The organism is Chryseobacterium gleum (assembly GCF_900636535.1).
Classification (GTDB): domain Bacteria; phylum Bacteroidota; class Bacteroidia; order Flavobacteriales; family Weeksellaceae; genus Chryseobacterium; species Chryseobacterium gleum.
Genome location: NZ_LR134289.1, coordinates 5,468,679 through 5,492,551 on the forward strand (window position 1 = coordinate 5,468,679; position 23,873 = coordinate 5,492,551).

General features: G+C 37.0%; 17 protein-coding genes. 12 read left to right on the forward strand and 5 right to left on the reverse strand.

The annotated features are described in order from the left end of the window. Positions 1-65: 65 nt before the first annotated feature. The 4 genes from rpsA to EL165_RS25095 all read left to right on the forward strand — a co-directional run bounded on the left by rpsA (position 66) and on the right by EL165_RS25095 (position 7,057). The gene (gene rpsA, locus EL165_RS25080) at positions 66-1,856 is read left to right on the forward strand and encodes a 30S ribosomal protein S1 (RefSeq protein ID WP_002980663.1); all 1,791 of its coding nucleotides are present in this window, start codon (positions 66-68) and stop codon (positions 1,854-1,856) included. A gap of 386 nt (positions 1,857-2,242) precedes the next feature. After that, the gene (locus EL165_RS25085; RefSeq protein WP_164720354.1) at positions 2,243-4,870 is read left to right on the forward strand and encodes a T9SS-dependent M36 family metallopeptidase; all 2,628 of its coding nucleotides are present in this window, start codon (positions 2,243-2,245) and stop codon (positions 4,868-4,870) included. A 126-nt stretch (positions 4,871-4,996) separates the two neighbouring features. Then, a complete protein-coding gene (locus EL165_RS25090; protein ID WP_041461527.1) occupies positions 4,997-5,983 on the forward strand; it encodes an EamA family transporter in 987 nt (328 codons plus the stop codon). An 81-nt stretch (positions 5,984-6,064) separates the two neighbouring features. Further along, positions 6,065-7,057, forward strand: a complete 993-nt coding sequence (locus EL165_RS25095) for an alpha/beta fold hydrolase (protein WP_002980657.1) — start codon at positions 6,065-6,067, stop codon at positions 7,055-7,057. 6 nt (positions 7,058-7,063) lie between these two features. Here the strand turns inward: EL165_RS25095 and EL165_RS25100 are convergent, their stop codons facing one another. Continuing rightward, entirely contained in the window at positions 7,064-8,200 is a 1,137-nt protein-coding gene (locus EL165_RS25100) for an MFS transporter (RefSeq protein ID WP_002980655.1), read from the reverse strand. A 75-nt stretch (positions 8,201-8,275) separates the two neighbouring features. Between EL165_RS25100 and EL165_RS25105 the strand changes: the two genes are divergently transcribed. Both EL165_RS25105 and EL165_RS25110 read left to right on the forward strand, forming a co-directional pair. Beyond that, on the forward strand, positions 8,276-9,058 hold the full coding sequence (locus tag EL165_RS25105) for an AraC family transcriptional regulator (protein ID WP_002980653.1): 783 nt from the start codon (positions 8,276-8,278) through the stop codon (positions 9,056-9,058). Positions 9,059-9,143: 85 nt separating this feature from the next. Continuing rightward, positions 9,144-9,611: an SRPBCC family protein gene (locus EL165_RS25110; RefSeq protein ID WP_002980651.1), complete on the forward strand. Its 468-nt coding sequence runs from the start codon at positions 9,144-9,146 to the stop codon at positions 9,609-9,611. 71 nt (positions 9,612-9,682) lie between these two features. On the opposite strand, the gene rplS is transcribed toward EL165_RS25110, so the two are convergent. After that, entirely contained in the window at positions 9,683-10,039 is a 357-nt protein-coding gene (rplS, locus tag EL165_RS25115; protein WP_002980648.1) for a 50S ribosomal protein L19, read from the reverse strand. A gap of 293 nt (positions 10,040-10,332) precedes the next feature. Here rplS and EL165_RS25120 point away from each other — a divergent pair, with 293 nt between their 5' ends. Continuing rightward, entirely contained in the window at positions 10,333-13,071 is a 2,739-nt protein-coding gene (locus EL165_RS25120; RefSeq protein WP_002980646.1) for a fibronectin type III domain-containing protein, read from the forward strand. Positions 13,072-13,360: 289 nt separating this feature from the next. Here the strand turns inward: EL165_RS25120 and EL165_RS25125 are convergent, their stop codons facing one another. Beyond that, positions 13,361-14,887 carry a toxin-antitoxin system YwqK family antitoxin gene (locus tag EL165_RS25125; RefSeq protein ID WP_002980645.1) on the reverse strand — a complete coding sequence of 509 codons (1,527 nt, stop codon included), beginning with the start codon at positions 14,885-14,887 and terminating at the stop codon, positions 13,361-13,363. A gap of 368 nt (positions 14,888-15,255) precedes the next feature. Here EL165_RS25125 and EL165_RS25130 point away from each other — a divergent pair, with 368 nt between their 5' ends. Further along, positions 15,256-15,957, forward strand: a complete 702-nt coding sequence (locus tag EL165_RS25130; RefSeq protein WP_002980643.1) for a CoA transferase subunit A — start codon at positions 15,256-15,258, stop codon at positions 15,955-15,957. A gap of 42 nt (positions 15,958-15,999) precedes the next feature. Here EL165_RS25130 and EL165_RS25135 read toward each other — a convergent pair whose 3' ends face one another. Then, on the reverse strand, positions 16,000-17,802 hold the full coding sequence (locus tag EL165_RS25135) for an ABC transporter ATP-binding protein (RefSeq protein WP_002980641.1): 1,803 nt from the start codon (positions 17,800-17,802) through the stop codon (positions 16,000-16,002). A gap of 122 nt (positions 17,803-17,924) precedes the next feature. Between EL165_RS25135 and EL165_RS25140 the strand changes: the two genes are divergently transcribed. Continuing rightward, entirely contained in the window at positions 17,925-18,578 is a 654-nt protein-coding gene (locus tag EL165_RS25140; protein ID WP_002980639.1) for a CoA transferase subunit B, read from the forward strand. 361 nt (positions 18,579-18,939) lie between these two features. Here EL165_RS25140 and EL165_RS25145 read toward each other — a convergent pair whose 3' ends face one another. Beyond that, positions 18,940-19,752, reverse strand: coding sequence for a DUF4197 domain-containing protein (locus EL165_RS25145; RefSeq protein WP_002980638.1), 813 nt, complete (start codon positions 19,750-19,752; stop codon positions 18,940-18,942). Positions 19,753-19,982: 230 nt separating this feature from the next. Here EL165_RS25145 and EL165_RS25150 point away from each other — a divergent pair, with 230 nt between their 5' ends. From EL165_RS25150 to EL165_RS25160, 3 genes are all read left to right on the forward strand, one after another. Next, positions 19,983-22,244 (forward strand): glycoside hydrolase family 20 protein, encoded by a 2,262-nt coding sequence (locus EL165_RS25150; protein WP_002980635.1) that lies wholly within the window; start codon positions 19,983-19,985, stop codon positions 22,242-22,244. Positions 22,245-22,252: 8 nt separating this feature from the next. Continuing rightward, complete coding sequence (locus EL165_RS25155; protein ID WP_002980633.1) at positions 22,253-22,891, forward strand: Crp/Fnr family transcriptional regulator; 639 nt, start codon at positions 22,253-22,255, stop codon at positions 22,889-22,891. Between the two features lie 186 nt (positions 22,892-23,077). Next, positions 23,078-23,860, forward strand: a complete 783-nt coding sequence (locus EL165_RS25160; protein ID WP_002980631.1) for a sulfite exporter TauE/SafE family protein — start codon at positions 23,078-23,080, stop codon at positions 23,858-23,860. The last annotated feature ends 13 nt before the right edge of the window (positions 23,861-23,873 follow it).

A 23,873-nucleotide genomic window follows, 5' to 3' on the forward strand; every position in this document is an offset into this window, starting at 1 on the left:
TCCGTATTTTTCAATCACATTGATTAAGACCGTTGAAAGAGAAGGAATACAAATTTTTTAGAATTATGTCAAAAGAGACAAATTCAGCTGAATTATTATTAAACCAAAACGTAGCACCTGAACAATTTGACTGGGATTCTTTCGAATCTGGTCTTGATGCTGATGCTAGAAAAGAGAAAAGCGATTTAGAAGAAATCTACAACGGATCTTTAAACAACTTAGACGATAACGACGTTCTAATTGGTAAAGTTGTAAGATTAACTGATAAAGAAGCTATCGTTGACATCAACTTCAAATCTGAAGGTGTTATCTCTCTTAACGAATTCCGTTACAACCAAGGCCTTAAAGTAGGTGACGAGGTAGAAGTAATGGTTGACAAAAGAGAAGACAAAACTGGTCAGTTACAATTATCTCACAGAAAAGCAAGAACGCTTAAAGCTTGGGATAAAGTAAACGAACTTCACGAAACTGGTGAAATCGTTAACGGTTTTGTTAAATCAAGAACTAAAGGTGGTATGATCGTTGACGTTCACGGAATCGAAGCATTCTTACCTGGTTCTCAAATTGACGTTAAGCCAATTAAAGATTACGATCAGTTCGTAGGAAAAACTATGGAGTTCAAAGTTGTGAAAATCAACCCTGAGTTCAAAAATGTAGTTGTATCTCACAAAGCATTGATCGAAGCAGATATCGAAGGTCAGAAAAAAGAAATCATCGCTCAACTTGAAAAAGGACAAGTTCTTGAAGGTACTGTTAAGAATATTACTTCTTACGGTGTATTCATCGACTTAGGTGGTGTAGATGGATTGATCCACATTACAGACCTTTCTTGGTCTAGAGTGAACCACCCATCTGAAATCCTTGAGGACGGACAGACTGTAAAAGTTGTAATCCTTGATTTCGATGACGAGAAAACAAGAATCCAGTTAGGTATGAAGCAATTAGAAGCTCATCCTTGGGATGCTCTTTCTGCTGACCTTAAAGTAGGAGACAAAGTAAAAGGAAAAGTAGTAGTTCTTGCTGACTATGGTGCATTCGTAGAAATCGCTCCAGGTGTTGAAGGATTAATCCACGTTTCTGAAATGTCTTGGTCTACTCACTTAAGATCTGCCGGAGATTTCGTAAAAGTAGGTGATGAAGTAGAAGCTGAAGTATTAACTTTAGATAGAGAAGAAAGAAAAATTTCTCTTGGTATCAAGCAATTATCTAAAGATCCATGGGAAAACATCGAAGCTAAGTATCCTGTAGGATCTCAGCATGTAGGAACTGTAAGAAACTTCACTAACTTTGGTGTATTTGTAGAGTTAGAAGAAGGTATCGACGGATTAATCTACATCTCTGATCTTTCTTGGACTAAGAAAATCAAGCACCCATCTGAGTTCTGCGCAGTAGGTGATAAATTAGACGTTGTAGTTCTTGAATTAGATATTCAGGCTAGAAGATTATCTCTAGGTCACAAGCAATTGACTGAAAACCCATGGGATAAATTCGAAACTAAATATGCTGAAGGAACTATCCACGCTGGTAAAGCTGTAGAAGTTCACGATAAAGGAGCTTCTGTTCAATTCGAAGATGCTGAAGTAGAAGCTTTCTGCCCTTCAAGATTATTAGAGAAAGAAGATGGATCTAAAATCAAAAAAGGTGAAGAAGCTCAATTCAAAGTAATCGAATTCAACAAAGAATTCAAGAGAGTAGTAGTATCTCACACAGGTATCTTTAGAGACGAAGAGAAGAAAAACGTAAAAGAAGCTTCTTCTAGAAACGTAACTTCTTCTTCTAACAACGAAGAAAGATCTACTCTTGGAGACATCGATGCATTAGCAGAGTTGAAAAGAAAAATGGAAGAAGGTAAATAATCTTTGAACCATTGATATAAATAGGGAGCCGCTCATTTGAGCGGCTTTTTTTGTGAATATATGTAAGGAAGAACAGCAGAATATTTAAGATGTTAAAATAACCAGTTCCTTCAAGTAAACTATTAAAAGTTGATTGATATATACAATAGAAAATTTATTAATAAAATAATTTATTTGGTGGAAATATTTAAATCAAAAGACACATAGAAAACCAAAAACAAAACCTAATAAATCTAAATGTATGATACTTTTCTGTTGATTGATAAATATGTAAAATAATTTTAATATTCTGTTTTATATATGTATTTCGTTATATTTTAATTTTTGATAAAAAAAATATTAAACTTGTGTGAATTATTTGTAGATTAGCGTCTTTAATAATGGATATGAAAAACAAAGCTTTACCTCTTTTATTTGCAGTATTTTCTGCATTTCCGACAATATTATTCGGACAGGATAATGAAAAACTGATTAAAGATTATATTTCTCAAAACAAAATAAGGGAATATAAAAAGTCTGACCTTAATAATTTCATTGTTGATAATGTAGATCCTTCAAAATCATTGAACGGAAATGTTGTAAAATTTTTACAGACCTATAATGGTTTACCTGTATACAGTTCTGTAGGAACGGCATTGATTAAGGACAATAAAATTGTTTATTACACAGATAATTTTGTAAAAGATTATACTACATCTACATCAGGTACCGCTGCGATTACTAAAACTACAGCGCTTCAAAAGATTGCTGAAGAACTGAAAAATCCGGATATTGCTGATTTTACTATTCTTGGATACCTTGAAAAGACCCAGAAAAGAGCTACTTCAGCCAATCAAAGGCTGGTTTATACGAATGATGAAAGCGGAAACCTGCGTCTTGCTTATGAATATACCTTAATGGAGCCAAAATCTCCAAACTACTGGAATATCTTGGTAGATGCGAACAATGGAAATATCCTGTTAAAAAATAACCTGACATTGTCATGTAATTTCCATCATGATGCTTACAGTTCAGATTCAGAGTACAGCCATGCTGATCATTTTGAAAATACATTAACAGGACCTCAGAATAATATAGCAGAGAATAACATTCCATTGCTTTTACCGGATAATGCATCATACAATGTATTTCCATTGCCTATTGAAGCACCAACCTTTGGTTCCAGATCCATTATTACCAACCCATGGATCCTGAGTGCTTCTCCTGAAGGATGGCATTCTGACGGTACTAATCATTATACCATTACGAGAGGAAATAACGTTTTTGCCTATGAAGATGCAGCGGGAACTGCTTTAACAGCACCTGATTATCTTACAGGAACTCCGGCAGACGGAGGAGCAACAAGAAATTTTGATTTCCCTTTTAATATTAATGAAACGCCTTTAAACAACAGAAATGCTGCTATTACTAACTTATTTTATCTGAATAACAGAATTCACGATATTTTCTACAAGTTCGGATTTACAGAATCTGCGAGAAATTTTCAGCAGAACAATTTTGGTAGCGGACCTGTAGGAGGAGATGATGACTCTGTATATGCAGAGGCGCAGGATGGAAGCGGCTTAAATAACGCAAATTTCTCTTCACCTCAAGACGGATACAATGGAAAGATGCAAATGTATCTTTGGTCTCCGGTAGGAAGAGTATTCTATTACAATGCACCTTCTGCCGCCGTTTCCCGTACACCAGGAGCAGGAACAGCGCAGTTTGGAAACCCGTTACCTATGAGCGGGATAACCGGAGATGTAGCACTTTCATCAGTATTGGATGGATGTACAGCTTTACCGGCAAGTTCACTGACTGATAAAATAGGATTGGTTGAAAGAGGCACATGTGCTTTTGCAATTAAAGTGAAAAATCTTCAGGATGCCGGAGCTAAAGCAGCGATTATATATAATAATGTAGCGAATGGCTCTACTATAGGAAATATGGCGGGGAATGATCCTTCAATTACCATTCCTTCAGTATTGATAACCAATACAGAGGGAGAATACATCAAAACTCAGCTTGCAGCAAGTACAACTGTAAATGTTACCCTAAAAGGGAATATGACGCCGGATGGCAGCTTTGATAACGGAATTGTAACCCATGAATACGGTCATGGAATATCAAACAGAATGACAGGTGCAGGATATGCATGTCTGAATGCTAACGTAAGTAAAGAACAAATGGGAGAAGGCTGGTCTGATTTCTTTGCCTTAATGTTAACCAATAAAGCCGGTGACAATGCTACTGTAGCAAGAGGTACTGGGACTTATGCGCTGGGGCAGGCGATAACAGGTGCTGGTATCAGACCTGCAAAATATTCAACAAATCTTGCGGTTAACGGATTTACTTATGGAAATACCAACGGAATGGAATACAATAACGGATCAGCAATCGTTCCGGATGTACACTCTATTGGTTTTGTATGGGCAACGATGTTATGGGACCTTCACTGGAAATATGTTGAGAAATATGGCTATTCTTCAGATGTATTATCAACCACTCCAAATGGAAGTACAAAAGTGTTACAGCTGGTAACAGATGCTCTGAAATTACAGGGCTGTAATCCAAGCTTTATTGATGGAAGAAATGCAATATTGGCTGCAGAATTAGCTACCACACAGGGACAGGATAAATGTATGATCTGGGGCGTTTTTGCAAGAAGAGGTCTTGGAGTAAATGCATCTGCAGGAGTTAAAAATAATATCAATGATCAGGTTCAGGACTTCAATGTACCGGAAGAATGTCTGCTGGCTACCAATGAAGTAAATGCTGATAAGAATAAGAATATCTCTATCTATCCAAACCCCGCTAAGGACGAATTTTATATTAACTTCCCAAGCAATACCCTTGGAAAAGTGAGTGTAGAACTTTATGATATGTCTGGTAAGCTGGTTTATTCAGAAGATAAGATTTCACCGGATGCCAAGAAAGCAATCTCTACAAGCAATCTTGTCAACGGAACTTATATGGTTAAAATAAAAGGACTTGGTTTCGAAGCTGCTTCGAAAGTAATGGTTAAAAAATAATTTACTTTTATAATTCATTTCAGAATCGCCACAAGCTTGCTTGTGGCGATTTTATTTATCCGTTACCACAGCACTTTACTATCATTTAATTTATATATCGTACCTTTGCAGGCTGTTAAAAAAATTATGAAGAAGAAAAATATACTAAAAGGTGTTTTATTTGTAGGGATTGGAGCTAGTATATACGGTATGTTGGCCACTTTTGTGAAAATGGCTTACCATGATGGTTTTACAACCTCAGAAGTAACTACTTCCCAATTCGTATTAGGTTTGACAGGACTTCTGATCCTTAATTTTATTCAGACCCTAATCTCGAAGCAGAAATTATCGGCGCCAAGTTCTAAAGAAGTCAGAATGTTGCTGCTTGCGGGAACTTCCCTTGGAGGAACGAGTCTGTTCTATTATATTGCAGTTCAATACATCAATGTTTCCATTGCTATTGTATTGCTGATGCAGTCGGTCTGGTTCAGTGTGGTAGTTGAAAGTATCCTTACCCGGAAACTTCCTAATGCAAGAAAAGTAGTTTCTGTAATTATTGTATTGCTGGGAACTGTTCTGGCAACCAATCTTATTAATATGGAAATAGAACTTGACTGGCATGGCGTCTTCTGGGGATTGATGGCAGCTGCTTCATATACCTTAACGATGTTTACTTCCAATACGCTGGCTACTCATCTTCCGGTTTTCAGAAAGAGTATCATTATGCTGGCAGGAGGTTCTGTGGTGGTTTTTGCATTTTTATTCTTTGCCCAGATAGGACCAATGTATTTTGATGGGTTAAAATCATTGTACTTAAATTTTACAGATAATACAGAACATATTCACCCGTTTAACTATTCAATTTTCCTGACATACGGTTTTGTTCTGGCTTTGTTTGGGACGATCATTCCACCGGTTTTATTCAATATCGGTTTTCCGAATGCAGGATTAGGATTGGGAAGTATTGTTTCATCTCTTGAGCTTCCGGTTTCTGTAACGATGGCTTTTGTTTTACTGGGAGAAAAAGTGTTTTTCATCCAATGGGTAGGGATTGCCCTGATTCTTTTTGCTATTGTTTTGATGAATTTACCTTCAAAAAAAGAAAAAGAAGTTTCAATGGCAGAAATGTCTTAATAATATTTAACTAAAAATAACAGTTGAAACCGTTCCCGTTGGAGCGGTTTTTTTTAATTTTAATCTTTAAAATAAAGCTTCATGAAATATTTCAGAAAAATAATAGCCGTTTTCACAGTAACGATGTCCGGTTTTATGTTTTCACAGGTAAGACCTTTGGATGCAATGTTATCTGATTATCAATATCCTTATGAAGTTCATTTTCTCAATTTCAAGTCTCAGGGAGAAGATTTGAAAATGGCTTATATGGATGTACAGCCACAAAAACCAAATGGAAAAGTAATCATGCTTCTTCATGGGAAAAACTTTAATGGAGCTTATTGGGAAAGAACAGCGAAAGACCTTTCAGCTAAAGGATTCAGAGTAATTATTCCTGATCAGATAGGATTTGGAAAGTCTTCAAAGCCTCATGCTTATCAGTTTTCCTTTTCACAGCTGGCAGAAAATACCAAAGCGGTTCTGGATGAATTAAAAATTGATAAAACGATAGTGCTTGGACACTCAATGGGAGGAATGGTGGCGACCAGATTTACGTTACTGTATCCCGATAAAGTACAGAAGCTGATTCTCGAAAACCCGATAGGACTTGAAGATTATAAAACTTTCGCAGCGTACCAAACCATTGATCAGGCCTACCAGTCTGAGCTTAAAAACACAGCGGAAACCTATAAAAATTATCAGCTGAAATTCTATTATGATAACAAATGGAAAGAAGAATACCAACCCTGGCTTGACTTAATTGCAGGGTGGACTCTTCACAAAGATTATCCACAGGTGGCCTGGGATGCAGCGCTTACTTCGGATATGATCTACAACCAGCCGGTATGCTATGAATTTAAAAATATCAAAGTTCCTACATTGCTTATTATTGGGACGAGAGACAGAACCGCGATAGGAAAGGACAGAGCTCCTAAAGAACTTCAACCTAAAATGGGGCAGTATCAGGAACTGGGAAAGAAAACCCAACACGAAATTGCCGGTTCAAAGCTTGTAGAGATTGATAATGTAGGACATCTTCCTCATATTGAAGTATACCCAAAATTTTTTGAGGCACTGTATAACTTTATACAGTAAATTAATTTATTTGTTCTTAAAGAATAATAAAGTACAGATTCCAATTCCTGAAAACAAGACACACGAAATGCCCAGATTTTGTATAAAACCAATACTTATCAGTCCTGAACCTATCAGTATATAATACATTAATCCTAATAAGGCGCCTGCAGTTCCCGTTTCATTTTTGTAATTAATGAGTGCGGTGCTCAGAATATTCGGAATAGCAATGCTGAATGCCATCACAATAAAAAAATAAGGGATTAAAAAACAGATCCCTTTATTGATAAGAATCCAGACAAATACTGAAGCAATAAATGCTGAAGATGTAGACGCTTTCACTAAATATTCGGGTTGTATATTTTTCAGCAGCAGAAATCGGTTGAACTTTGCTCCGGCGAATGTGCCTCCAGCCAGAATGATACTGCTGTATCCGAAAGTATAAGAAGAATAATGATTTTCTTTAAATATAAACGGAGCCAGTGAATAGTAAGAAAACAGCAGAACATTAAAACTCATGATCAGTAAACAACACTTAATGATGCTCTGATCATGAAGCATCCGTTTCAGTAAATTGATCAAAGTCTTTAAGTTGACGGATTTCTTTGAGTGATGAGTTTCAGAAATTTTCTGCCTGGAAAGTAGTAAAAAAAGTAAACCCAAAACACACAGCGTAATAAATACGCTTTGATGTCCGCCAAAGGAGGCTAATATTGAACCGGTAACCATTCCTATTACCGGACTGACAGACAAACCAATCCCGATCCAGGAAAATACTTTGCTGATATCTTCTTTGTCAAATGTATCCCTTAAAATGGTTTGAGTTACAATAGAACCTACGGCAATTCCGAACGCTGAAATGATCCTGGCACCGAGGAGAGTGATAAAACCAGGAGCGAAAACAGCCGCCAGAGTGCCTGCTCCATAGGTGATAAGACCATATTCCAAAGATTTTTTTCTTCCGATCCTGTCGCATTGAACGCCCCAAAATGCAACACCTATGGCAAATGCTATAAAATATAAACTGATGGTCAGGGTAGCTGATTCTTCATTGATTCCAAAATGCTCTTGTACCATCGGCAAAACGGGACTGTAAATGGTTTCTGCAAACTGTGGAAGCATGACAAGTGAGGTCAGGAGCCAGATTGGGTTTGTCTTTCTCATTTTTTTCTGCAAAGTTTCCAAAAAATCAATGTATATTTATAATGATATAAAAACAAAAAATATCAAAAATAGGACATGGCTTTACTGAAACAAACTGAAGACTTTGACGCAGACTCAATTCATGAACAAGTAGTCGGCATAGCTTCTGATATGGTAATGCATGATTCCGGGTTTCATTTTCATACAACAAAAGCCCAGCTGTTGTATGCACCATCCGGCTGTATGACTGTGACTACCTCTGACAGGCAGTTAATTCTTCCTCCTTTCAGAATGCTTTGGATTCCGGCCCATGAAGTTCACCGGGTGAATTTCAGGAATATTGTAGCCTACAGATCAATCTATTTTGACGTAAGCTACTCCAGGAAATATATGAAATCTGATCTGAAGGTTCTGCATGTAAACCCTTTATTAAAGGAGATTATTGAAAGGATTTGTTTTTGGGAATGGCCGGCCCTAAGTAACGATCAGACTAATCTTTTAAAAGTATTCTGGGATGAAATGAGCAAGGCTCCGGAAGAAAAACTAGAACTTAAAATGCCACAGGATAAGCGCTTTACGAAAATTGCCGAAGAATGGACGTTACGGCAGTCTGTACCGCCAATGCTGAAAGATCTAGCACAAAAAGCCGGAGCTGCAGAAAAAACGATCAGCCGCATTTTTAAAAAAGAAACCGGACTGTCTTACCAGGATTGGAGACAGCAATGGCGGCTTCAGCGATCGATTGAACTTTTGGCTGAAGGCAATTCAATAGGGGAAGTGTCATATATTTTAGACTTCCCCTCAGACAGTGCTTTTATAGAGTTTTTCAAAAAGCATACAGGAACAACACCTTTGCAGTATCTTTTGAAGAATGAGTAATTTAGGTTTCACATATTTCTTGTCTTATGAAAAGTCTGATTCAGAATAATTTACATAAAATTGTAGTACCTAATACAATAATTTTATGAAAACACTTAATACAAATAGCGTTGAGAATTACACCCATGTAATGGAGGTCAATGCTACAGCAGATAAAGTATATCATGCCCTGACCCATGAAATTCCTCTTTGGTGGACCGAAATGTTTGAAGGATCATCTTCTCAGGTAGGCGTCGTCTTTACCATAAGATTCGGAGATCAGATTCACAAAACAATGCGGATAAAAAAATTAACGGACAATGCAGAAATTGTCTGGTTGGTAGAAGATTCACTGATTGCGCTTCCTGAATTAAAAAATCAGACGGAATGGATCGGGACAACAATTGTCTGGGAAATTGAGCAGAAAAATACTATCACTCAGGTAAAGCTTACGCATATCGGCCTGAATCCGGATATTGAATGCTATGAAATCTGTTCCGGTGGATGGCAGCAATTCCTTGGCAGTTTAAAAAAGTTTCTGGAAACCGGAAGTGGAACCCCATATAGAAAGTAAGAAAATGTTTCAAAAAAAAAAGAGACTGTTTATAAGTAAACAGCCTCTTTTTGTATGTATTGTTGTCTGAATTATTTCTTCTTGTAAGCAGCGTCTTTGATTCTTGCTTTCTTACCTCTAAGGTCTCTGAAGTAGTAAATTCTAGCTCTTCTAACTCTACCTCTTCTGTCAACTTCAATCTTCTGAAGTGCAGGCATGTTAATAGGGAATACTCTTTCTACACCTACATCACCACTCATTTTTCTGATAGTGAAAGTTTTTGTAGAACCAGTACCTCTCAGTTGGATAACTGTTCCTTTGAAGAACTGAGTTCTTGTTTTTTGTCCTTCTTTAATTTCGTAATACACAGTAATTGTATCACCTGCTTTGAATTCAGGGAATTCTTTTTTCGCGATGTACTTGTCTTGTACGTACTTTAATAAATCCATTATTAATAAATAAAATGTTAAAGCTAAGCAACTTACACGTTTTTCGTCAGAGGTTGAATAACAGGTTGCAAATGTACAAAATAGTTTTCAAATATGCCAAATAATTTATGTGCTAAAAACTATAATTTTTTCTTCCTGATTTTGTTTAAAATTTAACGGTTTCTTTAAAATACCATCAGCAAAAGTTTATATATGAACTCTACTTTTGCCCGAAATGAAAATCTGAACAATGATTTTTAAATGACTGATTTACAATTCGAAATTCTATATGTTATTTTAAAACGAAAACGATTATGAAACATTATTTCTTCTTTTTTTGTTTCGCGGTCCAGATGGCTTTCGGGCAGGTTTTGTTTCCTTATTTACAAAATCCCACTCCGAATTCCATGATCGTCAATTGGAAAACTTCTTCCAATAATGAAACAACAGTAATCTATGGAGATTCTCCAACCAATCTGAATGTGACGGTAACCGGAACCACCAATATCTTTTCAGATACGGGATACAACAATAACTACTATTATCACACAGCAAAGATTACCAATCTGCAGCCTAATACAAAGTATTATTATAAAATAAAAACAGGAACCAGTGAGTCTGCTGTTTATAATTTCAGAACACTTCCCCTGCCGGGACAGGCTGCAACAGCCAATGGAAAGATCCGTTTCCTTATCATGGGTGACAACCAGATCAAAGCAGAACCAAGATATGACACCCTTACGCTGAATGCTTATAAAAAATTAAAGGAAAAATTCGGGGCTGCTTCCGATCCGTCAGATAATATTGCCCTTACTTTTATGGTGGGAGATCAGGTGGATGTGGGAACACTGGATCACTATGAAAATGTTCACTTTAAAAAGAATATCAAATTATCTCCGTACCTGCCTATTCAGACAACGGTAGGAAACCATGAAACCTACGGTACTTTAGGAATGAATTCTTATTATGCCCACTTTTATATTGACGAAATCAAATATAAGAATATAAGTTCTGGAAATGAGAATTACTATGCTCAGCAGGCCGGGAATGTTTTATTTGTGAGTTTAAGTTCCGAGCATACAGGATCAGCACAGCAGACCTGGCTTCAGCAGATCTTGACGGCAGCTAATGATGATCCGACTGTAGACTGGATTATTTCTTTAAGCCACAGACCTTATCAGGCTGAGCAATATGTAGGAGACATCTCAACATGGGTAAGGGAAAATGCGGTGCCGCTTCTGGTAACTTCCAACAAATACCTGATGCACGTTGGAGCTCACCATCATCTATACCACAGAGGTCAGCTTAAAAATACTCCAAACTATCAGATTATTTCCGGAGGAACAGCGTGGGATCAGTATTGGGGAATGTCAAATGAACAGGATTTTGACGATGTTCAGAAAACGTTAACAGATTGGACGTACCAGATTGTGGAAGTAGATGTTCCAACCGGAAAGGTAGATGTTGAATGCTATTCTATTGGTGGGGTGTACAATAAGAAAAACAATGTACTGGTAGATTCTTTCCACAGGTATAAAAATCAGCCTAAGCCGGCGAAACCATCTATTACAAACAATTTTTCAGGTCCGATTACTTTACCTTTAACATTGAATGGAAGTGCGTTTTCTTCTTCCAACGGAGAGCTGTTGAATACAACTCAGTTCCTGATCAGTAAAGCTTCGAATTTTTCTGTAATTGAAAAAGAATTTTACCGTGATTTTGAAAACTGGTTCGGAAAAGACGGAAACGGAACTCCGGATAAAACCAAAAACCTGAATGATGGAGTAGATATCACTAAAGTAACATTGGCAGCGAATTCTATTCCGAACGGAATTTATTATGTAAAAACACGTTACAGGGACAGAAACCTTGAGTGGAGTGAGTGGAGTGATGTGAAGCAGTTTGAAATTACGGGAAGTGTAGTGTCAAACCCAACCTTTACTTTAAACAAAACAGAATATGCTCAGAATGAAGCTATCACAGCTACTTTCACAGGCGGTCCCGGAAATCAGCAGGACTGGGTAGGAATCTATAAGAAAGGACAAACTCCGGCAACAACCACTTCACAAGGATATATTTATACGAATGGACAGACTGCAGGAACCGTAACTTTCACTAATGGTCTTCCGAATAAAGGCCAATATTTTGCAGGTTTTTTTGCCAACAACGGATATACGGAAATCACTCCAAGGAAAAATTTCTACGTAGGACCGAAAGTACAGCTTCAGGCTACTGCCGATACTTATCCTGTAGGAGGAACGGTTACTATTAATTTTACAAACGGACCCAATTTGCAGAAAGACTGGATTGGAATTTATAAAATGGGACAAACTCCGGGAACTACAGCCTCTATTAAATGGAGTTATGTAACAACAGCATCCGGAACTCTTAATTTTACAGGACTTCCAAAAGGATATTATTATGCTCAGTATTTACTGGAAGACGGATATAACGGAATCGGGGAGAAGGTATTCTTTAAAGTAGGGGATATTGTTACAGATCTTTGGATCAACAAACCTGTTTATACTTTAGGTGAAAATATTACCGCTTCCTGGACGGATTCTCCGGGAATCATTAAAGACTGGTTAGGAATTTATCCTCAAAGTGTTCAGACTCCGGATGATAATTTTGTTTCGTACACCTATTTTGACGGAGTGACTCAGGGAACAAAAACCATCCAGGGAACAGCTGTACCTGCAACGCCAGGGAATTACTATATGGTAATGTTTACCAATGATTCCTATACAGAAGTTTCAAACAGGGTACAGTTCCAGGTAACTTCACCTACTTTGGGAACTGAAGAAACAAGAAGTACAGAGAAAAATGTAGTCTTATATCCAAACCCAACCAAACCGGGACAGTCTACTTTTATTAAAAGTGATTACCCGATTGAGAAAATCGAATTGGTTTCAGCTTCCGGAGAACTGCTGTATGTATCAAAAAATATCAATAACCAGCGTTTTTCTCTCGTGAACGAAAATCTTCCTGCGGGCGTTTATTTTGTAAAAGTACACGGAAGAAAGCTGTTTACTTTAAAACTGATTATTCAGTAAGGTAAACTAAAACACAATCATAGTGAAGAGACTGTCAGAAATGATAGTCTCTTTTTATATCAATAAAAAATATAATTTCCCATAATCATCTGCGAAAATCTGCGTTATCTGTGGGCAAAAAACAAACCACAAAAGTCACAAAAGTTTTTAACCACTTAAAGTTAATGAAGAGGATATTCCTGCATTGAATAAGTTCACATAGATTCATAAAAATCTACGTCATTTGTGGACAAATAATAAAAAGCGATTCCAAAAATTGAAACCGCCTTTGATATTATAGTTGTGATAATTAGTCAAACTGATTGTACAGATCATCCTCACTTAACAGCGTCTGGTTTTCAGCAGAGGCATTTTCATCCTGAGCATCGGCCAGCGTCTTCGTTTCCTGAATAAGCTTTCCATCCGTATTATAAAGTCTTAAAAGAACCCATTTTCCGTTACGTTCAAGTTCTTTGGCGCCATCTAATGTGTTTAGTCTGATTTTTCCGGATTGAATAACACCTTCTTTTACAGAAGACTTATTGGCAGGCTTACCTTTTACATATTGTGTAATTTGTGCCGTAAAGGAATAATCTTCTCCGTCTTCACTTACAGGTTGTGAAAAAGTATACAGAACAGTGCCATTTCTGTCATAAACAGTTGTTTCATAGTTTGTTTGCTTAGCATTCAGCTTTTTCTCATAATTCAGCGTATGATCTTCAAAAAAGTTTTTGATATTCGAAATAATACCGTTCTTATAAACTGTTTCATTAAAGCCTTCATAAGATGAACCACTATAAGGAATACCATCTTTATACGTTAATGTTGATTTCAATGTTCCATCAGGAGCATAATATTTAATTTCCTGGGTGATGTCATCTTTTAAGAACTTTTCATAGGATAATTTCCCGTTTTCATCAAAGATCTTACTGTTTACAATCGAGCCTTTTTCATACATATCGATCGATGAAATCTGTGAATAAGAAATCTGGTAATCTTCACCATCCATTGCGTTGTAAATATCACTTTCCTTATCATACTGATAAATAAGATGTCCTATTTTTTTGCCTGACTCATCATAAGTGGTTTTGTAGCCATCTTTCTTATTCATTTTCTGCTCCTGTAAAACTTTTCCGCTTTTGCTATAGGATACGCTTTCCTTTACACTGCCATCATTTCTGTATTTCTCTATCCTGGAAATCCTCATCGGGTTGGAATAATAATCAACTACCATATTTTCGCCCGGACCGCTGGTGCCGCTTCCCAGATATTTCCCCTTTTCTCCGTAATACTTCGTTTCAGTATTGTAATCCTTACCGGTAATGGTTTCACTTCTGATGCCTTTAATGTCATCATCATAAATCGTTGTTTTGACAGGTATGGAGTTTTCATAATCAACCAGGATATTAAAATCAACCCCTTCTTCAGCATCTTTATAGCTGAACATTTTTCCTGAAAAAGTCCCGTCAGCTTTATATACCACATCTTCTGTCAGTCGGCCTTTAACATCATATGTCTGGGCAGGACCTATCTGCTGACCTTTGGAATAGGTGGCAAAATTTGATACTTTTCCTTCAGGGGTATACCAGGTAACTTTTCCCTCAAAGACTTCACTGTTTGGGGTAGGATCCGAAGCAAGACCTTCCATCTGAAGTTTTCCATCCTTATAGAAATCTTTGATAAAGGTTAGTTTTCCTTTTGAACTTGTTTCACGGTAATATTCCATTTTATCCTGAGTGGTTTTTTCCCAGTCTTGATCGAAATAAGTTCTCTCCTGTGCGTACACATTGACGCTAAGTACCAGTGCAAGTAATGCTGAGGTAAGTAATTTTTTCATGTTTTTATGTAATCTTAATATTGTATATGATTAATGTGACGATTGATATAAAAGATCTGTGTATAGACCATAGAAGTAAAGCGACAATAGCTGCCTTTCATAAAATAATTTCTACATTAAAATTGTGTTTAAAATGATATCTGAAAACAACATATAAGCTGTATTTCTGAATTTAAAGCCCCAAAGATAAACCATCTTGATGAAAAATCCCACAAAAAACGAACAGATCTGTTCATTTTTATGGGTAAATATTTGATTTCTATTATTTTATATGGTGGGAAAACAATATGGAATTCCAAAGGCTTTTCCATTTATCAGATATACAGGAAAATTTATTAAATTTAGCCAACAGAAAAATCTAATATTTCATGATAGATAAAAGAGTAAAAAATGCAAAGGAGGCCATCGAAGGAATTAAAGATGGAATGACACTGATGCTTGGCGGGTTTGGACTTTGCGGAATTCCTGAAAACTCAATCAATGCTTTGGTAGAAAGCGATGTGAAAGATCTTACTTGCATTTCAAACAATGCGGGAGTAGACGATTTCGGATTAGGATTACTGCTTCACAAAAGACAGATTAAGAAAATGATCTCTTCGTATGTAGGAGAAAATGCTGAATTTGAAAGACAGATGCTTTCCGGGGAGCTGGATGTAGAACTTACTCCTCAGGGAACTTTAGCTGAAAAATGCAGAGCTGCTCAGGCGGGAATTCCGGCTTTTTACACTCCTGCAGGTTACGGAACTGAAGTAGCTGAAGGAAAAGAAGTAAAAGAATTCAAAGGAAAACCTCATATCCTTGAGCACGCTTATGATGCAGATTTCTCTATCGTAAAAGCATGGAAAGGAGATCATGCCGGAAACCTTATTTTCAAAGGTTCTGCGAGAAACTTCAACCATCCGATGGCAGGTGCTGCAAAGATTACTATTGCTGAAGTAGAAGAGCTGGTAGAACCGGGACAATTAGATCCCAATGAAATTCACATTCCGGGAATTATGGTTCAGCGAATTTTCCAGGGAGAAAAATTTGAAAAAAGAATTGAGCAGAGAACAGTAAGACCTAAAGAATAAATAATAAAATAAAAAGCGCTGAAAACAGTTTCAGCGCTTTTTTTATGCTTGCGGAGTAAGTGTTTTTCTTTCTCCGATCTGTTGTCTCCACATGGCGTAGTACAGTCCTTTTTCGTCAATAAGATTGGCATGGGAACCCGTTTCTACAATTTGTCCGCGTTCAAGAACATAGATTTTGTCTGCATGCATAATCGTACTTAAACGGTGGGCAATAAGGACAGTAATCTGTTCTTTTTCTTTTGAAATGTCTTTTATCGTAGTGGTGATTTCTTCTTCAGTGATACTGTCAAGCGCAGAAGTAGCTTCATCAAAGATCAACAGATGAGGTTTTCTCAGAAGAGCCCTTGCGATAGCAATTCTCTGCTTTTCACCGCCACTCAGCTTCAGACCACCTTCGCCGATAATGGTTTCAATACCTTTCTCTGCTCTTTCCAGCAATGCCGTACAGCTTGATTTCTGTAAAGCAATTGCCAGCTCCTCATCAGTCGCCGAAGGGTTAACAAAGAGAAGGTTTTCTTTAATGGTTCCTGCAAACAACTGAGTATCCTGTGTAACAAAACCAATCTGATTTCTCAGCTCATCAAAATCAAATTCTTTTCCATTAATACCATTATAAAAAATATTTCCTTCCTGCGGTCTGTACAGTCCAACCAGTAATTTGACGAGGGTACTTTTTCCGGAACCGCTTGGTCCTACAAAAGCAATGGTTTCTCCGTTTTTGACATCAAAGGAAATATTATTCAAAGCTTTGTACTGAGCAGATTGATGTTTGAAAGAAACATGCTTGAATTCCAGTTCTTCAATAGCACCGATCTGTTTCGGGTGAAGCGGTTTTTCTTCCACATCCTTTTTCATTAAACGGTCAAAATTCTGAAGAGAAGCCTCTGCCTCACGGTAAGAAATGATGATATTTCCAATCTCCTGCATAGGCCCGAAAATAAAGAAGCCATAAAACATCAGAGACAGATATTGACCCGGAGTCACAATATTTTTAAAAATCAAATACAATAATGTCAGGGTAATCATCTGCTGAAGAAAATTCACCATTGTTCCCTGGATAAAACTCAAAGAACGGATGCTTTTCACCTTTCTCAGTTCAAGGCCAAGGATTTTATAGGTATTGTTATTTAAACGGATTACTTCCTGATTGGTTAATCCTAAACTTTTAACAATCTCGATGTTTCTTAAACTCTCTGTAGTACTTCCGGCCAAAGCTGTGGTTTCAGTCACAATATTTTTCTGGATGACTTTTATTCTTTTGCTCAGTAAATTCGTAACAATGGCAATAAAGAAAATTCCACAGATATAAACCGGCATAATAGACCAGTGTAAGCGGATTGCGTATACGGACACGAAAATAATACTCACCAGAATCCCAAAGAAAATATTGATGAAATTTGTAATGAATTTTACCGTGTCTTCCCTTACTTTCGTTAAAATAGAAAGGGTTTCCCCACTTCTCTGATCTTCAAATTCCTGATAAGGCAACGCCATAGAGTGCTTTAAACCATCTGTAAATATTTTTGCTCCGAATTTTTGTGTAATAACGCTTACCACATAATCCTGAAAAGCTTTGGCAATTCTGCTCACCATTGCTGTTCCAATCAGAAGCCCCAGGAAATAAAAAGCACCATGATAAGCGGAGCTTCCATATAAATATTCGTTCAGGTTTCTGGGAAGCAGTTTTTCTTTATCAAAAAAGTTAGGATGAGTAACCAGCTGATCCAGGATATTTCCTGTAATAGCCGGGGCAAATAACGAAAAAACCTGATTGACAGTAGCCAGAAACAAAGAAATGATAATCAGCCACTGATAAGGTTTAAGATATCTAAAAAGTATTTTCATTCTGTTAAAATAATGAAGCAAAATTACAGATATTATTTTAACTAACAGTGTTAATTGTTGAATACAACAAAGGCCTTTTGTATTCAAGTGAAAATAATTAAATTGCAGTCTAAGTTTTTATTATGCTTACAAAAGAACAAATTGCCAAAAGAATTTCAAAAGAACTGAAAGATCGTTATTATGTAAACCTGGGAATTGGGATTCCTACTTTGGTTGCCAACTATGTTCCGGAAGGTATTTCCGTAGAATTCCAGAGTGAGAACGGAGTGTTGGGGATGGGACCTTTCCCTTTCGAAGGAGAAGAAGATGCTGATATCATTAATGCCGGAAAGCAGACTATCACTATATTGGAAGGAGGTTCTTTTTTTGATTCCGCATTCAGTTTCGGGATGATCCGTGGTCAGAAAGTAGACCTTACCATCCTTGGAGCTATGGAGGTTTCAGAGAACGGAGATATTGCCAACTGGAAAATTCCGGGAAAAATGGTTAAAGGAATGGGAGGAGCCATGGATCTTGTAGCTTCTGCTGAAAATATTATTGTTGCAATGATGCACGTAAATAAAGCAGGAGAAAGTAAAATCCTTAAAAAATGTACGCTTCCTTTAACAGGAGTAAACTGTGTGAAGAAAGTGGTTACTGAGTTAGCTGTTCTGGATGTAACTCCGGCAGGATTCAAGCTGGTGGAAAGAGCACCGGGTGTCTCAGTAGAAGATATTATCAAAGCGACAGAAGCAGATCTGATCATTGAAGGAGAAATTCCTGAAATGCAGTTTTAATCTGTTTAAAAATAAAAAAGTTTCGGCCTCACAAAGTGAGGCCGAAACTTTTTTATAAATCTTAAGAAATAAACAACATAGGAGATCGGAGCGTTAAAAAAATAAATGTTGTGAACGTTAAGAAAATTCTTGTGTCCGAAGCGCGAGAGCAAATCAGAACCAATTAAGAAATGATGATTTCGCGCAAGTTTAGAATTTTTAGAGAACAGGATTTATTTTTTAGCGGAGAGATCCAGGTCTTGAATTTTTGTTTCTTTTGTTTTAAGACAAAAGAAAGTAAAAAAAGCTATTTCATCATGAAACAGCTTTTTATATTTAAAATCGTAGCGGTTAGTTTATCCTATATTATCTAACTCCTCATTTATCTCCCATCCTGTGCCCCAAAAACCTTCTGCAGAATACTTGTCGTTCTCATAGCAGGTGTATTTCTGATCCCGCTTTCCTTATCTGCCACCATTTTGAATACTCCGTTAATGGTTTCTGTAGTAACATATTCATTAAGATCTGTTGTTACAGACTGCCCTGTAAATGTATTGTATTTTGAAATCAGGTTTTTCCAAAGTGTATCAGCCCCTACTTTTCCTAACGAAGCTTTTACTTTAGGCTGAAAAGCATTGAAAAGCTGGGTTTGTGTTTTTTCCTGAAGATAATTTGTTGCTGCATTATTACTGCCTAACAGAATATTTTTTGCGTCTGTAATCGTCATGGAAGTAATAGCATTGGTGAAAATAGGAGCGGCTTCTGTTACAGCATCTTCAGCAGCTCTGTTCAATAGCTTAACGCCTTCATCTGCAAGACTGCCCATACCGATGGAACGTAAGGTTGTATCAATCTTTCTTAACTTTTCAGGCATTAAAATTTTTACCGCTTCATTCTTGAAAAAACCATCGGTTACTGCCAGTTTTTTAACCCCATCGGTTACTCCCATACTTAAAGCTTCTTTTAATCCTGAAGAAATCTGAGTAGAAGTGAGGTTTCCAATATTGGCAGAAGAATTACCAGAAGTGGTAGTGGTAGTCTTGGTTGGAGTTGCCGTACCATTATTTTTTACCGGAACATTAAGGTCCACACCGGTTTTGTCTTTAACGGTAGATTTTATAATATCTAAAATTTGCGCCTGTGCTGACATTGAGAATAATAATCCGGCTGCCACAAAAATGCTTTTTTTCATCATATTTTTTTACAAATTTAAGCCTTTTAATTTTTTTAAGTTGTCAAAGTTGATCAAAAAGCAAACCATAATGCACAGAATATAATAGAACAATTTCTATAGAAGTCAGTTAGCAATTTAAAATTGTACGCTTCATAAAAAACCGAACAATTAAGATATCTGAATTTTGTTTTTAAAAAGACTCCCGGAGTTTTGAAAAATAATTATCTTAGCTCAAACCTTAACCACTTTCAATGATACGGACTTTTTTAGTATTTTTTATATTGCTTTCAAACGTGATTTTTGCCCAAAATAAATTGAATTTAATTCCTTATCCTCAAAAGCTTGAGCTTCTTCAGGGAGAATTTGTAATTCCGGAAACGCTTGTATTAAGCAATAATCTGCCAAAAGAAGAGACGGAATATTTTAAGAAACGTTTAAGTCCTCAGTTCAAATTTCAGAATATCCAGAAAGGGAATGGAATTCATCTGATCAATACTGTAATGCCGTCACCTTCAGCCATTGCTGAGCAGAAAAAAGAATATTATTCCATAGAAATTTCTCCGAAACAGATTCATATAAAATCTTATACCAGACAAGGGTATTTCCTTGCGCTGCAGACTCTGATTCAGATTTTTGAACAATATAAGGAAACTAAGAAAATTCCTGCTTTAAAAATTGAAGACCAGCCAAAGTTTGCCTGGAGAGGAATGCATCTGGATGTCTGCCGTCACTTTTTTACAGTAGATGAGGTGAAGCAGTATATCGACTATCTCGCGATGTACAAGCTGAATACTTTCCACTGGCATTTAACGGATGATCAGGGATGGAGAATTGAAATCAAAAAATATCCGAAGCTTACTCAGGTTGGCTCAAAACGTAAGGAGTCTATGATCGGGGCTTACGTCGACAATACATTTGACGGTACGCCTTACGGACCTTATTATTATACTCAGGAACAGATAAGAGAAGTGGTAAAATATGCTCAGGACAGGCATATTACTGTTGTTCCGGAAATAGAAATGCCGGGACATGCTTTGGCGGCGCTGTCCGCATATCCTGAACTGGCATGTACAAAAGGACCTTTTGAAGTGGCTACTAAATGGGGCGTTTTTGATGATGTATTCTGCCCGAAAGATCAAACATTTACTTTTCTGGAAAACGTTCTTGATGAAGTGATAAAGCTTTTCCCATCTCAATATATTCACATCGGTGGTGATGAATGTCCGAAAACACGATGGAAAGAATGTGCACACTGCCAGGAACTGATCAAAAAAAATAATTTAAAAGATGAACATGGCTTACAGAGCTACTTTATTCATCGTATTGAAAAATATGTGAACAGCAAAGGCCGGAAAATCATCGGTTGGGACGAAATCTTAGAAGGAGGATTAGCACCGAATGCAGCCGTAATGAGCTGGACTGGTGTAAACGGAGGTATTGAAGCGGCAAAATCAAAACACTTTGCTGTAATGACTCCGGGAGCATACTGTTATTTTGATCATTATCAGGGTGATCCTCAATCTGAGCCTAATGCTTTTGGCGGTTTTACTCCTTTAGACAAAGTATACTCTTACAATCCCGTTCCTTCCGAGCTAAACGCAGAGCAGGCCAAATACATCATGGGAGTCCAGGCTAATCTTTGGACAGAATATATTTTGGATTTTAAACAGGTGCAGTACATGATCTTTCCAAGATTAATGGCGCTTTCTGAAGTAGGATGGGGAACATCGGATCCTGAAAACTATAAAGAATTTGAAAACAGAGTGATTAATCAGTTCAAAATTCTTGATGAAATGAAAGTGAACTATGCAAGAAGCATTTATAACATCACCGGAAAAGTAATTCCTTCCAATAACGGAATTGCCTACGAACTGTCAACCTCACAAAATGCAAACGGTATCAGATATACTTTGGATGGAACTGTTCCTACGCTTAACTCTAAAACGTATCAGAAGGCAGTTCAGATCCCTAATTCTTTAACAATAAAATCAGCTTATTTTGAAGACGGTCAGTTGAAGAGCGCTGTTTCTACACAGGAGTTTACTGTTTCAAAAACTACGGGAAAGAATATAACCTTAGAACAACAGCCGAGTGAAAACTATTCTTTCGGTGGTGCTTTTACTTTAGTGGACGGTATTATCGGAAATATAAAGCAATTGGGTAAAACCTGGCTTGGTTTTCAGGGAAAAGACGTGGTGGCAACCATAGATTTTGGCCAGAAAACAGCTTTTTCAGAAGTTTATTTCAATACTCTTGAAAATAAAGGAAGCTGGATTCACCTTGCAAAGTCTGCAAAGATTTTTGTTTCTGATGATAACAGGAATTTTAAGCTGATCAAAGAAATCGGAGCATCGGAAATTCAGGCTGCTCATGGCAAAATCAAAGTAAATGTAGGAGCACAGAATGCAAAATATCTTAAGATAAATATTGAAAATGCAGGAATTATCCCGGCAGGAAATCCCGGAGCAGATTCCAAAGCATGGTTGTTTGTTGATGAAATTGGTGTAAATTAGAATAAAAAATGCAGGACGACACCATACTTTCTTCCGAATTTTCATCATCTCCGGAACTGGTAGAAAAGCTCTATCAGTACGGTATAACGAAAAATTATCATGAAGGAGATATTATTTTAGATGAAAATGCCTCCATCCGTTCCATTCCTATTGTGATGAAAGGAATGCTGAAAGTCATCAGAACAGAAGAAGACGGACGTGAAATTTTACTGTACTACATCAAAGCTGGAGAGAGCTGTATTATGTCTTTTCTGGGTGGAATGCACAATGAAAAAAGTATTGTAAGAGCTGAGATCGAAGAAGATGCTGAAATTCTTTTCTTACCACTGGATAAGGTGTCTTTATTCATCAAAGAACATCCCGAATGGTTGGATTATATCTTCAGGCTGTATCATAAACGATTTGAAGAGCTTTTGGATATTATCAATGCTATTGCCTTTAAAAAAGTAGACGAAAGGCTGCTGAATCTTTTGCAGAAAAAATCAGAGCTTACCCGTTCAGAAACCATTCATACCACCCATGAGCAGCTGGCCAATGAGCTTGGAACCGCAAGAGTAGTCGTATCCAGACTCCTCAAACAGCTGGAAGAAGATGGGAAACTAAAACTCGGAAGAAATAAAATTACCCTTCTGAAATCCCTTAATTAATAAATCCCATTTCAATTTACTGATACGTAGACCATCCCCCCTCCTCCGGAGGGGTGGCAAAAATTCATAGAATTTTTGACAGGGTCATTGCGGACCAAAGGTGAAGCAGTCTCCTTATGTAACAAAAGTAGCTGTAGCCCTCATCCTGATTTTCCATTTTTGCATCAGAATTATTTGAATAGTGAAATGGAAATTATAGGATATACAGCAGCCGTTTTTATCGGCATTTCTCTCGGTTTAATAGGAGGTGGAGGAAGTATTCTCACCGTTCCTGTTCTCGTTTATCTTTTTGGTATCGATGCCTTTATGGCAACAGAATATTCTCTCTTTATAGTAGGGATAAGCAGCCTTGTAGGTTCAGTGTCATATTTTAAAAAAGGATTGATCAATTTTAAAATTGCAATGGTCTTTGGAGTTCCTTCCATAATTTCTATTTTTCTGACCAGAACGTACCTTCTTCCCTTGATTCCTGATGAAATATTCAGAATACAGAACTTTACCATGACCAGAAACATTTTTTTACTGCTGATTTTTGCCGGGTTAATGATTCTGGCTTCTTATAAAATGATAAGAAAAAATACTTCAGAACATAAAACCGATAAGAATAATGTCTTCCAGGCAGCAGGACAGGGCTCAATAGTAGGTGTTTTAACCGGGTTGGTGGGAGCTGGAGGAGGATTTATGATCATTCCTGCACTGGTCAATCTGCTGAAAATCCCTATGAAAATTGCGATAGGAACTTCTCTGGTCATTATCTCCCTGAATTCTTTGATTGGATTCTTTTCTTCTGTCAATCATATGAAAATAGATTGGAAACTATTGATTTCGATTACAGTCATTGCCATAGCAGGAATAGTCATAGGTTCTCAACTATCAAAAAAAATTGACGGTAAAAAACTGAAACCGGCATTCGGCTGGTTTATCCTAATTATGGGTATTTATATTATTACTAAAGAAATTTTCCTTTAATCCTCTTATGTAA

Bases quoted from the DNA above. Each gene is read 5' to 3' on its own strand.
- EL165_RS25105 (WP_002980653.1), top strand. From the start codon at position 8,276: ATGGCTTTACTGAAACAAACTGAAGACTTTGACGCAGACTCAATTCAT.
- rpsA (WP_002980663.1), top strand. From the start codon at position 66: ATGTCAAAAGAGACAAATTCAGCTGAATTATTATTAAACCAAAACGTA.
- EL165_RS25085 (WP_164720354.1), top strand. From the start codon at position 2,243: ATGAAAAACAAAGCTTTACCTCTTTTATTTGCAGTATTTTCTGCATTT.
- rplS (WP_002980648.1), bottom strand. From the start codon at position 10,039: ATGGATTTATTAAAGTACGTACAAGACAAGTACATCGCGAAAAAAGAA.
- EL165_RS25095 (WP_002980657.1), top strand. From the start codon at position 6,065: ATGAAATATTTCAGAAAAATAATAGCCGTTTTCACAGTAACGATGTCC.
- EL165_RS25160 (WP_002980631.1), top strand. From the start codon at position 23,078: ATGGAAATTATAGGATATACAGCAGCCGTTTTTATCGGCATTTCTCTC.
- EL165_RS25140 (WP_002980639.1), top strand. From the start codon at position 17,925: ATGCTTACAAAAGAACAAATTGCCAAAAGAATTTCAAAAGAACTGAAA.
- EL165_RS25110 (WP_002980651.1), top strand. From the start codon at position 9,144: ATGAAAACACTTAATACAAATAGCGTTGAGAATTACACCCATGTAATG.
- EL165_RS25135 (WP_002980641.1), bottom strand. From the start codon at position 17,802: ATGAAAATACTTTTTAGATATCTTAAACCTTATCAGTGGCTGATTATC.
- EL165_RS25100 (WP_002980655.1), bottom strand. From the start codon at position 8,200: ATGAGAAAGACAAACCCAATCTGGCTCCTGACCTCACTTGTCATGCTT.
- EL165_RS25150 (WP_002980635.1), top strand. From the start codon at position 19,983: ATGATACGGACTTTTTTAGTATTTTTTATATTGCTTTCAAACGTGATT.
- EL165_RS25090 (WP_041461527.1), top strand. From the start codon at position 4,997: ATGAAGAAGAAAAATATACTAAAAGGTGTTTTATTTGTAGGGATTGGA.
- EL165_RS25120 (WP_002980646.1), top strand. From the start codon at position 10,333: ATGAAACATTATTTCTTCTTTTTTTGTTTCGCGGTCCAGATGGCTTTC.
- EL165_RS25145 (WP_002980638.1), bottom strand. From the start codon at position 19,752: ATGATGAAAAAAAGCATTTTTGTGGCAGCCGGATTATTATTCTCAATG.
- EL165_RS25125 (WP_002980645.1), bottom strand. From the start codon at position 14,887: ATGAAAAAATTACTTACCTCAGCATTACTTGCACTGGTACTTAGCGTC.
- EL165_RS25130 (WP_002980643.1), top strand. From the start codon at position 15,256: ATGATAGATAAAAGAGTAAAAAATGCAAAGGAGGCCATCGAAGGAATT.
- EL165_RS25155 (WP_002980633.1), top strand. From the start codon at position 22,253: ATGCAGGACGACACCATACTTTCTTCCGAATTTTCATCATCTCCGGAA.